This is a genomic window from Streptomyces sp. NPDC087310 (assembly GCF_044744405.1).
Classification (GTDB): domain Bacteria; phylum Actinomycetota; class Actinomycetes; order Streptomycetales; family Streptomycetaceae; genus Streptomyces.
Genome location: NZ_JBIUYF010000008.1, coordinates 14,876 through 28,437, shown reverse-complemented (window position 1 = coordinate 28,437; position 13,562 = coordinate 14,876). Strand labels below are relative to the sequence as shown.

Here is a 13,562-nt window from a genome sequence, read left to right as displayed (position 1 = left end):
GTCAGAACTTGATCCCGCCCAGGAGGCCGGCGAGGCTGGCGCCGCCGGCCGTGATGCTCGGGGCGATGGCGGTCCCCGCGAGGTAGAAGCCGAAGAGCGCGCAGACGATCGCGTGCGACGCCTTGAGTCCGTCCTTCCGGAAGAAGAGGAAGACGATGATTCCGAGCAGCACGACGCCGGACATGGACAGAATCATGAGCATTCTCCTGGTTTGTGGGGACAGTCACCATGAGTTCTTCCAGGATCACGAAAAGTATCTATGCGATAAAAGGTGCAAATGAGTGAAATGTGAAGTATTTCACTGCACTGGCTCATGTCGGGCAACCACCCCGCCGCCGGACTGTCCGGACTCTCCGCTTCCTCTTACGGCTCCGGGCAGTAACCTGTCGGTTCATTCCGCACAGACATCCCGGAAGGCGGCCCCCACCGATGAGTGAAACCCCCGACCCCCAGGTCATCGAACTGGCCACGAAGGTCTTCGATCTGGCCCGGACGGGCGAGGCAGAGACGCTCGCCGCCTACGTCGACGCCGGGGTGCCCGCCAACCTCACCAACGACCGGGGCGACTCCCTCCTCATGCTCGCCGCCTACCACGGACACCTGGCGGCCGTCGAGGCCCTCCTCGCCCGTGGCGCCGAGGCAGGCCGGGTCAACGACCGCGGTCAGACCCCGCTCGCGGGCGCCGTCTTCAAGGGCGAGGACGAGATCATCCGCGCCCTGCTGGCCGGGGGAGCGGATCCGGCCGACGGCAACCCCTCCGCGGTGGATACCGCGCGCATGTTCGGGAAGGTGGATCTTCTGGAGCTGTTCGGGGCCCGGTGACCGTCGTGACGGACAGCGTCGTAAATGTGGTCGCGGTGGCGAAATGGCTGGGTCATCATGACGACGGGCCCACGGAGGGCCACCGACGAGAGGCAGGACAGATGGTCTGCGTTAGGCAGAAGACGACAACGGACGGCCGATCATGTTGCCGCACTGTCTAGAGCCGCGACCGGCAATGTCTGCCCCCGACGAGGCGGAGCTTGCTGGAAGAGGCATACGGACGTGGTCAGGTCCGAGAGGGCTTCGGCACCACACCCCCCGGTTGCGTCGACAGCTTGATGTGAGGCTTTCCCCATGTTCGATCCAGTCATAGCGCCGAGCGGCACGCTGCTCGGCCTGTTGCAGAGGGGCCGCGGCGACGGCACACTGCACGCGCTCGCCGCGCCCCGCGCGGAGGCGCTCGCCGCCCTCAACCACTGCGTGCTGAACGACCCGCGCCACGACTGGCAGGTCGAGAACCGCTCGCTGTACTACGCCCGTCTCTATCTGGACATCCACGGCGGTCTCGACGCCATCGACGACCACCTCTTCCGCGCCGACGACCACGTCGACACCGACGAGTCACGGACCGGGCTCTCGCTCGCCGTCCTCGGCCACCTCGCCTCCTACGGCCGGCACGACGCGCTCGACCTGCTCCGGCGCTACACCGCGACCGGCACCAACTGGGCCTGGGCGCTCGACGAACTGGCGCTGCGCGACGACGACACGGGCCTGCGCGCCCTCGCCGACCCCGTCCTCGCCCGGTTCCCCGTCACCCCCGACGGCGACGCCGAACTGGCGTCCACCGTGCGCGACGCCTTCGAGCCCCGGCCCTGGCGACTCTGGGCCGACGACCCGCGCCCCACGGTCGGCGCCCGCATCCGAGCCGCCGGCGAACAGGGCTCCTTCGACCGCTGGCAGCGCCAGATGCGGCCGAGCGGACCCCGCCCCGGCTGGAGCGTCCAGGCCGTCTTCGACTGGGCCCAGCAGGGGCTGGAACGCGGCACGGAACTCCACCTGCCCGCGGCCCGCTGTCTCACCGCCGTCGCGGGACCCGGCGACCGCCCCCTGATCGTCGAAGCGGCCCGCAACGGCCCCGGCGGGGCGCGCTGCGCCGCGCTCCACTACCTGGCCGAGGCCCGCGACCCGGCCGTGCTCGACCTGATCGAGGCGGCGGCGGGCGACCCGCACCGCGCCGTCGCCGACGCCGCGGTCGCCGCCTTCGAGCGGATGTGCGGCGACGAGGCCGTCGACCGGGCCCGGGGCTGGATCCACCGGCCCGACCCCCTCGGCGCGTCCGCCGCCGGCGTCCTCGCCTGCCGCGGCGGTACGAAGGACACCCCGCTGGTCCTCGGCGCCCTGCGCGAGACCGTACGCGCCGAAGGCCCCGACTCGCCCCGGCTGTGGACCCTCGTCGACGGCACCGGCCGCCTCGGCATCGTCTGCGCCGCGCCCGTACTGCGCCATGTCTACCGCGAGACCGCGTCCTCCCAGCTCCGGGGCCGCGCGGCACGGGCCCTCGCCGCCACCGACCCCTCGTACGCCACCGGATTCGCCGTCGAATGCCTGTGGGACTGCGAGGAGACCACGCGGGAGATCGCCGCGCTGCACGCCGAGACGGGCGACGTACGGGTGGCCGACCGGCTGCGGCGACTGGCCGCCGACCCGGCCGAGGAGGCCGAGGTCCAGACCGCCGTACGCAACCGGATGGGCCCGGACGCGGCGGCCCGGTGAACGCGCCGTAACACCTGGACGTGGTGTGAGGGCGCCCACACACCACGTCCGGCGCGTCTCCGGCAGGTGCGGGGAACACCCCGCTTCCAATGCTCACAGGACGTTCCCCACGCGGAAAGATCCACGTTGGCAGGGACACGCTCGGTACGACGACAACACGGATATGCGTGTCGTCATCGTCACCGAATCCTTCCCGCCCGACGTCAACGGCGTGGCCCACTGCGCCCTCCAGACCGCCCGGCACCTCGCCGCGCGCGGTCACGATCCCCTCGTCATCGCTCCGTCCGTCGCCGGCGACGACGAGACCGACACACCGTGCCCCGTGGTACGGGTGCCCTCCCTGCCGCTGCCCGGCTATCCGCAGGTCCGCGTGGCCCTGCCCAGCCGCCGGATCGCCGCCGCCATCACCGCCCACCGCGCCGACCTCGTCCACCTCGCGAGCCCCTTCGTCCTCGGCGTACGCGGCATGACGGCCGCCGCCCGCCTCGGCGTCCCCGCCGTCGCCGTCTACCAGACCGACCTGGCCGGCTACGCCCGTACCTACGTGGGCGCCGGCGAGGCCGCCGCCTGGCGCCGGCTCAAGGCCGTGCACACCGCGGCCGACCGCACCCTCGCACCGTCCAGCGCCGCCGTCGCCGACCTCGCCGAACACGGCATACCGCGGGTCAGCCTCTGGCCGCGGGGCGTGGACACCGTACGGTTCCGGCCCGAACTGCGCGACGAGGCGCTACGGCGCCGGCTCGCCCCCGACGGCGAACTGATCGTCGGCTACGTCGGCCGGCTCGCCGCCGAGAAGCACGTCGAACTCCTCGCGGGCGTCTGCGCACTGCCCGGCGTCCGCGTCGTGATCGTCGGCGACGGACCCAGCGAGACCTCCCTGCGCACCGCCCTGCCCGGCGCGGTCTTCCTCGGCCGCACCACCGGCGAGGCACTGGCCAGGACCTTCGCCTCCTTCGACCTCTTCGCGCACACCGGCCCCTACGAGACCTTCTGCCAGACCGTCCAGGAGGCCATGGCCAGCGGCGTCCCGGTGATCGCCCCCGCCGCGGGCGGACCGCTCGACCTCGTGGACCACGGCCGTACGGGCCTCCTCGTCACCCCGCACGACACGGACGCCGTCACCGGGGCCGTCCGCGAACTCGCCCACGCGCCCGCCCTCCGCGCCGCCTACGGGCGGGCCGGCCGCGCCGCGGTCGAGGACCGGACCTGGGCCGCCGTCGGGGACCAGCTCCTCGGCCACTACGCCGAGGTGCTCGGCGCGCGTACGGCGGTGGTCGCGTGAACGCCCTGCGGATCGTACGGCTCGCCAACTTCGTCACCCCGTCCTCCGGCGGACTGCGCACCGCCCTGCACGCGCTGGGCAGCGGCTACCGCGCGGCCGGACACCGACCGGTACTGATCGTGCCCGGGGAACGCGCCTCCGACGAGGACACCGAACAGGGCCGGGTGATCACCCTGCCAGGACCCGAACTGCCCGGCACCGGCGGCTACCGCGTCCTGGCGGCGCGGCGCCGGCTGCGCGAGGTCCTCGAAGAGATCGCGCCCGACCGGCTCGAAGTCTCCGACCGGACCACCCTGCGCTGGACCGGCGAATGGGCCAGGCGCCACCGGATCCCGTCCGTGATGGTCTCCCACGAGACCGCCGACGGGGTGCTGCGCACCTGGGGCGTGCCCGGAGCCGCGGCCGGCCGCGCCGCCGACCGGCTCAACACGCGCAGCGCGTGGGCGTACTCACGGATCGTCTGCACCACCGAGTGGGCGGAGCGCGAATTCCTGCGGATCGGCGCCCGCAACGTGGTGCGCGCCCCCCTCGGCGTGGACCTGGACCGCTGCCGGCCACAGCGCCGCGACCCGGCCCTGCGCGCCAAGTACGCCCGGGGCTCCGATGTCCTCCTCGTCCTCGGATCCCGGCTGTCCGTCGAGAAGCGCCCCGGCGCCGCACTCGACACCCTGGCGGAGCTGCGGCGCCGAGGCGTACGGGCCTCACTGGTCGTCGCGGGCCAGGGACCGCTGCGCGCCGGCCTGACCCGCAGGGCCAGGGCGCAGGGGCTGCCCGCGGTCTTCCTCGGCCATGTCGGCGACCGCGCAGCGATGGCCGGCCTCCAGGCGTCCGCCGACATCTGCCTGGCACCCGGCCCCGCCGAGACCTTCGGCCTCTCCGCCCTGGAGGCGCTCGCGTGCGGCACCCCGGTCGTCGCGAGCGCGTCGTCCGCGCTGCCCGAGGTGATCGGCGACGCGGGCCGGGCGGCGGCCGACGACGCCCTGTCCTTCGCGGACGCCGTCGAGGACCTGCTGGCCCGCCCGGAGGACGCCCGCCGCGCGGCGGCCCGCGCGCGGGCGGAACTCTTCGGCTGGGACACGGCGGTGGCGGCTTTCCTGGCGGCGCACGACGCCCAGGCCGTGCCCACGGCATCGGCCGTGGACGGGACACCACGATGACGCCGCGGCCGAGACCCACCCCCCTGGCGGCGGTGCCGTCCCCGCGCCGCGGCGACACCCCCGTCCCGGCGGTCGCGCCCCCGCGGTTCGCCGCGCTCGGGGACTCCCTCACCGCCGGGATCGGCGACCCCGTGGACGGAGGCGGCTGGCGCGGATGGGCCGCGCTGCTCGGCGGGGAGGACAGGACACGGTTCCGGAACTTCGCCGTCAGCGGCGCCCTCACCCGCGACGTCGAGGAACGGCAGACCCCCGACGCCCTCGCCTTCGCGCCCGACATCGCCTCCGTCGTCGTCGGCGTCAACGACACGCTCCGCTGCGCCTTCGACATCCAGGACCTCGCCCCGCGCCTCGACCGCGTCTGCGCCGCCCTCGCCGCGCGCGGCACCGTCCTGCTCACCGCCTGTCTGCCCGACCCCGGCGCCATGCTCGGGCTGCCCGCCCCGCTCGCCCGGCCGCTCGCCAGGCGGCAGCGGGCCCTCAACGCCGTCGTCCACGTCCTCGCGACCCGGTACGACACCGTCCACCTGCACCTGGCCGACACCGCCTGGGTCGCCGACCGGTCGCTGTGGAGCGCCGACCGGCTGCACCCGGGGGAGCGCGGGCACCGCCTGATCGCGGCGCGCTTCCACGGAGCGCTCGCCGCACGGGGGTTCGCCCTCGGCCCGCCGCCCGCCCCCGATCCCGACCGGCCGCCACCCACCCGCGCGGAGTCACTGCGCTGGCTCGCCACCTCCGGCACCGGCTGGGTGGCCCGCCGCTGCCGCGACCTGCTGCCGGAACTGCTGCGACTGGCGGGCGGCGAGATCACACACTGGGCCCGCGGCAGCAGCGCCCGCCTCGACCTGAGGGCCGATCACGCCCTCTCCGGGGCGCTCGCCGCGCTCGCCGCCGCTCCGGCGGGCAACGGGAAGTGAACAGACAGCACAGGGGCGCTCTGCGTCGTTTCGACCGTTGTCAGTGCGAGGACATAATCTGTGCTCGTGACTTCGCCTGCCCCGACGGATTTCGTTCCGCCCCAGCTCAGCGCGGGGCCGCGGCCCGCCCAGGGCCCGGCCGCCGACGAAGGGCTCGCGCGGCGCCTGCGCGCGCTCGCCTGCACCGCGCCGCTGCACGACCTGGACACCCGTAAGGCCAATCTGGCGGGCGAGTACTCGGTGTACGCGATGGCGGAGGTCGCCCTCTCCGCCATCGACCTGGTCACGCTCAACATGGACTTCGACACCGGCGCCGACCACGAACAGATAGTGGCCAGACTCCTGCCCCGCATCGCCGCCCAGGCCCCCCGCCGCCCGGTCGCGGAGCACGAACGCGTCGCCCGCTGGGTCCTGGAGAACCTGATCAACGTGGGCAGCGTGGACCGCGGCTTCCGCGCCGTCTACGGCACGTTCGGCACGGACGGCGTCTACACCCGCAGGGACTACGACTTCAAGCTGATCGAAGAGGTCCCGGGACCCGGCGGCAGCGTCTTCCTCCGTACGACCGACGAAGCGGTCAACGTCCTGGTCGGCGCCCTCGACACGGACGTCACCAGCGCCCAGATCGCCGCCGAGGTCAAGCTGGAGGTCCTGATCAGCCGGGGCAGGCTGGCCGACGCCCAACTCGCCGCGGAACAGGCCAGGTACCGGACCGTCCAGTACGCGGAGACGCTGCGCAGGACCCTGGAGGCGACCCGGCGCAACGTACGGGCCGTCGACTGGCTCCACGCCGTCCCCGACATGATCGACGAGGCGCTCGACCATGTCGCCGACCGGTACCGCCACGAGAACGCGATCCTGACGAACATCCGCAAGGCGCGCGACGAGGCGGAGACCGGCAACGACCCCAGGACGGCCGAACACAAACGACGCGCGGCCGAACTCGTCGACATCGTCAAGGACTGCATCCGCCGGCACACCCAACTCCAGTCCCGCCTGCTGGAGGCGGGCCCCCTCTTCCGCGCGGAACAGGACCGCCAGGCATTCGCCCGGCCCACCGCCCACACCGGACTCGACCTGTACGGACAACTCGTCGCCCCCCTGCTGCCGCTCCCGGTGGAGCAGGCGGCCCGGGTCACGGCAGCCTTCTTCGCCCGCGGCACGGGACTGCGCACCCCGGCGTCCGTCCGGGTCGGCGACCTGATCGACCTGCTGCTGACCCCACCGGTGGAGCGCGAACACCTGGGCGCGGAGATGCCGGAACCGGACCTGATCGCGACCCCGGACGACAGCCGCTTCAGCGAGGAGCAGCTCGCGAGCGCGAAGGAACTGCTCGCCCTGGAACCCGACGCGCCACGCAGACTCTCCGGCCTCCTCGCCGAAGCCCGCCTGCGCGACCCCGAACTGCCCTACCTCGTCGCCCTCCTGGCCATCCACGCGGCCAGCCCCCCGGTGGGCACCGCCTACCGCCAGGGCGAGGAACGCCTGCTCTTCGCGGTGGACGACGGCACCCCGCTCGACGACTGGGAGTTCGGCGGCGCGGACCTGATAGTGGGCACGGCGCTGCTCGACGCGGCAGGCATGACGGCGGACCGCACGGAGGCGGCATGACCAGAGCCGCGCACCGCCCCCACCCCCCAAGTACCGCGGAGTGCCGGGGCGCCCACCGGCGGGAGGGGACCGGGGGCGGAGGAGGTGCGTGTCCGGACACTAAAGCGTGATTTGTGGCGCGTAGCCGCCCGTCTCTCCTTAACCAGAGCCGTACCGCGCCGTACATCATGCCGTCCGGACATGTACCTCCGGAGGCCCCGGGCCCCGCACCCAGCCACGTACCCCAGCCGGACGGCGCACCCGCCCGCACAGAACAGGAGCCGCCCCGTGAGCGACTACACCGCCGAGCCTTCCGCCACGTGGCCCGACCCCACCGACCCGGACCCGGCCGAGTCCCCCACCCCGAGCGCCGGCGGAGCGCTCACCCCCGCCGACGCGGCCGACGCCGCCCGCCTCGTCTCCTTCGGGCTCCAGCCCAAACTGCTGCCGGCCCGCGACGCCGAGTACACCGAACTGCTCCGCCGCTACCGCGAGGACCCCGCCTTCGCCCGCGTCGCCGACGCCGTCGCCACCGGCTTCGGCCTCGTCGTCCTCGAAGTCTCCCCGCGCGCCGGCATGGCCGTCACCGCCGCCGAGGACTCCGTCTTCGCGGTCCGCATGGGCGACTACGCGCGCCGCGCCTCCACCGACTCCGCCGACCGCTTCCTGCACGGCCTCGCCCATCTCGCCGTGGCGGCCCTGGCCTTCCCCCGCCCCGAGGATCTCGCGGACGACGGATACATCGGCCGGATCACGGTCAACGGCGTCGACGCGTTCGTACGGCAGGCATGCCACCGCCTGGAGGAGCGCGCCGAGCGGGACGGGGAGAACACCGACCCGTCGACCGACGCCCCCGGCCTGGAAGCCGCCTGGCGGACCTACGCCCGGCGCAGCGCCACGGGCGCCACCAAGGACGCCCGCCGCCTGGCCGGGTCCACGACCGGCATCATCGGCAAGGCCGTCGCGTTCCTCACCGAATCCGGGTTCCTCCAGCGCACCGGCGACGACGCCGGAGGCGCCTACCGCACCACCGCCCGCTACCAGCTCCAGGTACGTGACATGGCGGGCCACGCGGCCCTCACCGAACTGCTGGAGCTGGGCGTCGTGCCCGTCTCCGACGGCTCCGCCACCCTGCTGCCCCCGCCCGACGGCGACGACCTGGAACTGGCGGCCGACGCGGGCCTCCCCTTCCACGCCTGACCGCCACGCCCAACTGCCCCGCCACCCCCACCAGACGAGAGTCCGCCATGTACGAGCTGTCCCGGGTCCGCCTCTACTCCATCGGCCCCGCCGGTGCGCGCTACGCCGACACCGTGCTCGACCTGCGCGGTGTGGGCGCCCCCGTACCCCACCCCGCGCCCACCCAGGCGGAGTTCTTCGAGGACGAACCGGTCGGCCCCCCGCGCCGCCCCGCCCCCGCGGGCGTCCTCTTCCTGGAGAACGGCGGCGGCAAGTCCGTCCTGCTCAAGCTGATCTTCTCGGTGATGCTGCCCGGACACCGCAACACCCTCGGCGGCGCCAGCTCCGGCGTGCTGCGCAAGTTCCTGCTCGCCGACGACTGCGGCCATGTCGCCCTGGAGTGGCAGCACACCCTCACCGGAGAACTCGTCGTCGTCGGCAAGGCCAGCGAGTGGCGCGGCCGACAGGTCTCCAACGACCCGCGGAAGTTCGCCGAGGGCTGGTACTCCTTCCGGCCGGGCCCCGGACTCAGCCTCGACTCGCTGCCGGTCGCCGAGTCCACCGCCGTCCGGCCGCCCGTCGAGGGGGTCTCCGGCGCGCGGGGCAGGCGCCGCACGATGAAGGGCTTCCGCGACGCCATCACCGAGGCGGGCAAGTTCTATCCGCATCTCGACGTCCACTGGGAGGAGATCCACGACCGCTGGAACGAACACCTCGGCGATCTGGGCCTCGACCCCGAACTCTTCCGCTACCAGCGCGAGATGAACGCCGACGAGGGCGAGGCCGCCGGTCTCTTCGCCGTCAAGAAGGACTCCGACTTCACCGACCTCCTGCTGCGCGCCGTCACCGACACCCGGGACACCGACGGCCTCGCCGACCTCGTCGGAGGCTTCGGCAACAAGCTGGGCCGCCGCGCCGAACTCACCGCGGAGCGCGACTTCACCGCCGGTTCCGTCGATCTCCTCGGCCGGATCGTGGAGGCGACCGAGACCCGCTCCCGCGCCCGCGACGTCCACGCGGGCGCCGAGCGCAGGGCCCGTACGCTCGTCACCCGGCTCACCGCGCGCGCCGGTGAGGAGCGCGGCCGGGCCGCCGACCTCGCCCAGCAGGTCACCGCGGCCGCCCACACCGTGACCGAGGCCGAGCGGGCGCGTGGCCACAGTGCGCTGATCGCCGCCGAACTCGCCTACCGGCACGCCTCCCTGGCCCTCACCGCCGCGGAGAAGCGCGCCGCGGCCCAGCGCCGTGAGCTGACCGACGCCCGTACGCTCCACTCCGCCTGGCAGGCCGCCGAGAACGTGCTGCGCCACCGCGCGGCGGCCGACCGCTCCGCGCGCGTGGCCGTCGCGATCCGGGAGGCCGAGCGCGACGCCGCGCCCGCGCTGGCCGCCCGTGCCACCGCCGCAGCCGATCTCGTACGGGCCCTGCACGCCGCCGCGGAGGAGGGCGAGCGCCTCGCGAACGAGGAGGAGGAGCGCTCCGCCACCCTCCAGGAGACCGGCGAGGCCGCCCACCGCGACGCGACCGCCGCCGCCACCGACGCCCAGCGTGCCCGCAGCGAGGTGGGCCATCTGCGCCAGCGCCTCGCCGAGGTCGAGCAGGAGACCGCCGAGGCGGTACGGGCCGGCTGGCTCGACGACACCGCGCCCGACGCCGACCCGGCCCGCGCCGCGCTCGCCGCCAGCGAGTCCGAGAAGACCGCCGTCGCCCTCTGGGACACGGCCCGCGACTCCGCGCGTACGGCGGCGGAACAGGCACGGGAGGCGGCGTCCGCCGAATCCCGTGCCGAACTGGCCGCCGCACGCGCCGCCGACGCCGCGCGGGCCGCGGAGCGGTCCTACGACACCGAGCGCCGCGCCGCCGAGTCGATCGCCGGGGACGAACGCCTCGCTGAACTGCTCAGCCTGCCCACCACGGCCGCGGCCCTGACCACGGGACGGGCCGGCGTCCCCGGGCAGCGCACCGGCACGGACCGGTCGACCCCGCCGCCCGCCGAAGGCACGCCGCCCGCCGAAGGCCCGCTGAGCCCCGAGGAGCTGGACCGGTACGCCGACGAACTGCGCGACCTGCTCGACCAGGGCGTCACCTCCGCCGAGCGGCACCTCTTCGAGCTGCGGACCGCCGCCGCCGACGACGCGCGGATCCTCGGCGCCCTCGGTGACGGCGGACTGCTGCCGCCGGGCCCCGACGTACTGGCCACCGTCGAATTCCTCGGCGAACACGGCATCCCCGCCCTGCCCGGCTGGCGCTATCTCGCCCAGGCCGTCGACCCCGCCGACCACTCCGCCGTCCTGGCCGCCCGGCCCGAACTGGTCGACGGCGTCGTGATCACCGACCCCGACTCGCACGCCCGCGCCCGGGAAGCGCTCGCCGGTGCCGCGCTGCTGCCGCGCTCCACGGTCGCCGTCGGTACCGCCGCCGCGCTGCTGGCCCCGGTGCCCGCGCCCGGCGCGGACGACGCCGCCGACAGGCGCGTCTTCCTCGTACCGCCGAACCCGGCCATGCACGACGAACACGCCGCCGACGAGGAGCGGCAGACGCTGCGCGCCCGCGCCGCCGCCCGCGACGAGGAGATCCGTACCCTCGCCGCCCGGCTGACCGGCGACCGTTCGCTGGCCGCCCGGCTCGGCTCCTGGCGCGCCGACTGCCCTCCCGGCATGCTCACCGAGCTGTCCGCGGCGGCGGCCACGGCCCGGGAGAGCGCGGAGACCGCCGAGGCCACGCTCACCGAGGCGCGTACGGTACGGGCCGAGGCGGACGAGGTCGCCGCCGACACCGCCCGGGTCCGCGACGAGCGCCAGGAGACCGCCCAGCGCGCCCGCCGGGCCGCCGATGTGCTCTCCGGACTGGCGTTCCGGCTCCGTGAACGCTCCGGCTGGCAGGCCAGGCTCCGGGAACTGGCCGACGACGCCGCCGAGTACGAGGCCCGCGCGGCCGTCTGCCTGGAGCGGGCCCGCGCCGCCGACGAGGACCGCAGGGCCGCCCAGCGCGCCGGCGACGACGCCCGCCGTACCGCGCGCGCCCTGCGCGCCGAGCGCGCCGAGATCGCCGGCGCCCCGGAGACGATCCCCGAGGCGGCGCCGGACGCCCCGCGCGCCGCACTGCCCGCCCTGCGCGAGGCGTACCGGGCGGCCTCCCAGTTGTACGAGAAGGTCGGCGTCGGCGCCGATCTCCGCGCCGAACAGGCCCGCGCGGAGAGCGACGAGAGCGCCGCGCTCGCCGAACTGGACCGGCTCACCAACAAGGTCCGCACCCGCGCCGCCCAACTCCTCGAATCCACCGACGGAGCCGACGGCCCGTCCCGGCAGGCCGCCGCGGCCCGCGCCGAGTCCCTGGTCCAGATGCTGGAGTCACGCGCCTCGGCCGCCAGCGAGCAACTGGGCCGATTCCGCGGCGAGGCCGAACGCCTGGCCCCCGCCGACGGCGACACCCACACCGAACTCCCCGAGGACCAGGTCCCCGCCGACGCCGAGCAGGCCCAGGCCCTACTCCGTACGGCCACCACCGAACTGGCCGTACGGACCGACGCGCTGGAGACCGCGCGGGCCGCGCACGGCGAGCTGCTGTACACGCACCGCGCGGCCGAGGAGGCCGCGGGCGGCTTCGACGAGACGGCGGCACTCCTGCGCGACCTGCTGCGCGGCGCCGTCGCCGAGGAGACCGGCCCCGAGGAGGCGCCGCGCCCGCCGGAGCCGTACCCGGGCACGCTGGAGGAGGCCCGCCACTCGGCGTCGGAGGCCCGCCGCTCGCTGCGCGGCTGCGCGACCGAGCTCTCCGCGGCGGAGGCGGCCGTACGGGAGACGTGCGACGTGCTCGTACGGCACGCCAACTCCACCCGGTACGAGCAGGTACGCACCCCCGCCAGGCAGCAGATCCGTGAGCTGCCCGCGTCCGCGCTGCCCGAGCACGCGGCGGCGTGGGCGCAGGCGTTCGCTCCCCGGCTGCGGGTGCTGACCGACGAGCTGGCGCAGTTGGAGCGCAACCGCGACTCCATCGTCGACCGGCTGCGCGGACTGGTGGAGTCCGCGCTGACGACGCTCCGTTCCGCCCAGCGGCTCTCCCGGCTGCCCGAGGGGCTGGGGGAGTGGTCGGGCCAGGAGTTCCTGCGGATCCGCTTCGAGGAGCCGGACCGCGCGACGCTCACCGAGCGGCTGGGCGAGGTCATCGACGAGGCGACCCGCGCCGCCCTCAAGAAGAACTCCGACCTGCGCAGGGACGGCATGTCCCTGCTGCTGCGCGGGGTGCAGGCCGCGCTCGAACCCAAGGGCATCGCCGTCGAGATCCTCAAGCCCGACGCCGTACTGCGCGCCGAGCGCGTCCCCGTCGGTCAGATGGGCGACGTCTTCTCCGGCGGTCAGCTCCTGACCGCCGCGATCGCCCTGTACTGCACGATGGCCGCGCTGCGCAGCAACGACCGCGGGCGCGACAAGCACCGGCACGCGGGCACGCTCTTCCTCGACAACCCGATCGGCCGCGCCAACGCCACGTACCTGCTGGAGCTCCAGCGCGCGGTCTCGGACGCGCTGGGCGTGCAGCTCCTGTACACCACGGGTCTCTTCGACACGACGGCGCTCGCCGAGTTCCCGCTGGTCATCAGGTTGCGCAACGACGCGGATCTGCGTGCCGGGCTGAAGTACATCAGTGTGGAGGAGCATCTGCGCCCCGGGCTGCCGCAGCAGGACCCGGACGGCGAGCCCGTGCACGGCGAGATCACCGCGACCCGCATGTTCAAACGCACCCCGGACACCGCAGCCCTGGCCTCCGCAGCCCCGGACCCCGCCTCCGCCCCGATCCCGGCCCCGGCGGGGAGCTCGGACCCGGCGCCCCGTCCCGTGACGGACCCGGCACCGCACCCTGTGACGGAGCCGTAACGGGGCGCGCCCCCTGACGGAGCCGTAACGGCCC

Annotated in this window: 9 protein-coding genes; 8 read left to right on the top strand and 1 reads right to left on the bottom strand. The window is 74.6% G+C overall.

Annotated elements, in window-relative coordinates; genetic code table 11:
* Nucleotide 1: 1 nt before the first annotated feature.
* Nucleotides 2-196: a hypothetical protein gene (locus ACIO3P_RS28680; protein ID WP_114627688.1), complete on the bottom strand. Its 195-nt coding sequence runs from the start codon at nt 194-196 to the stop codon at nt 2-4.
* Between the two features lie 233 nt (nt 197-429).
* Here ACIO3P_RS28680 and ACIO3P_RS28675 point away from each other — a divergent pair, with 233 nt between their 5' ends.
* From ACIO3P_RS28675 to ACIO3P_RS28640, 8 genes are all read left to right on the top strand, one after another.
* Nucleotides 430-822: an ankyrin repeat domain-containing protein gene (locus ACIO3P_RS28675; protein ID WP_329828368.1), complete on the top strand. Its 393-nt coding sequence runs from the start codon at nt 430-432 to the stop codon at nt 820-822.
* A 294-nt stretch (nt 823-1,116) separates the two neighbouring features.
* Entirely contained in the window at nt 1,117-2,535 is a 1,419-nt protein-coding gene (locus tag ACIO3P_RS28670) for a HEAT repeat domain-containing protein (RefSeq protein ID WP_329828367.1), read from the top strand.
* A 163-nt stretch (nt 2,536-2,698) separates the two neighbouring features.
* The gene (locus ACIO3P_RS28665) at nt 2,699-3,817 is read left to right on the top strand and encodes a glycosyltransferase family 1 protein (RefSeq protein ID WP_329828366.1); all 1,119 of its coding nucleotides are present in this window, start codon (nt 2,699-2,701) and stop codon (nt 3,815-3,817) included.
* Complete coding sequence (locus ACIO3P_RS28660; protein WP_401854457.1) at nt 3,814-4,974, top strand: glycosyltransferase; 1,161 nt, start codon at nt 3,814-3,816, stop codon at nt 4,972-4,974. Before ACIO3P_RS28665 ends, ACIO3P_RS28660 begins: the two co-directional genes overlap by 4 nt.
* Nucleotides 4,971-5,888: an SGNH/GDSL hydrolase family protein gene (locus ACIO3P_RS28655; RefSeq protein ID WP_401854459.1), complete on the top strand. Its 918-nt coding sequence runs from the start codon at nt 4,971-4,973 to the stop codon at nt 5,886-5,888. The genes ACIO3P_RS28660 and ACIO3P_RS28655 overlap by 4 nt, the downstream gene beginning before the upstream one ends.
* A 66-nt stretch (nt 5,889-5,954) precedes the next feature.
* On the top strand, nt 5,955-7,499 hold the full coding sequence (locus tag ACIO3P_RS28650; protein ID WP_329828363.1) for a hypothetical protein: 1,545 nt from the start codon (nt 5,955-5,957) through the stop codon (nt 7,497-7,499).
* A gap of 267 nt (nt 7,500-7,766) precedes the next feature.
* On the top strand, nt 7,767-8,678 hold the full coding sequence (locus ACIO3P_RS28645; RefSeq protein WP_329828362.1) for a hypothetical protein: 912 nt from the start codon (nt 7,767-7,769) through the stop codon (nt 8,676-8,678).
* 47 nt (nt 8,679-8,725) lie between these two features.
* Nucleotides 8,726-13,528 carry a hypothetical protein gene (locus tag ACIO3P_RS28640; RefSeq protein ID WP_401854461.1) on the top strand — a complete coding sequence of 1,601 codons (4,803 nt, stop codon included), beginning with the start codon at nt 8,726-8,728 and terminating at the stop codon, nt 13,526-13,528.
* Nucleotides 13,529-13,562 lie beyond the last annotated feature (34 nt).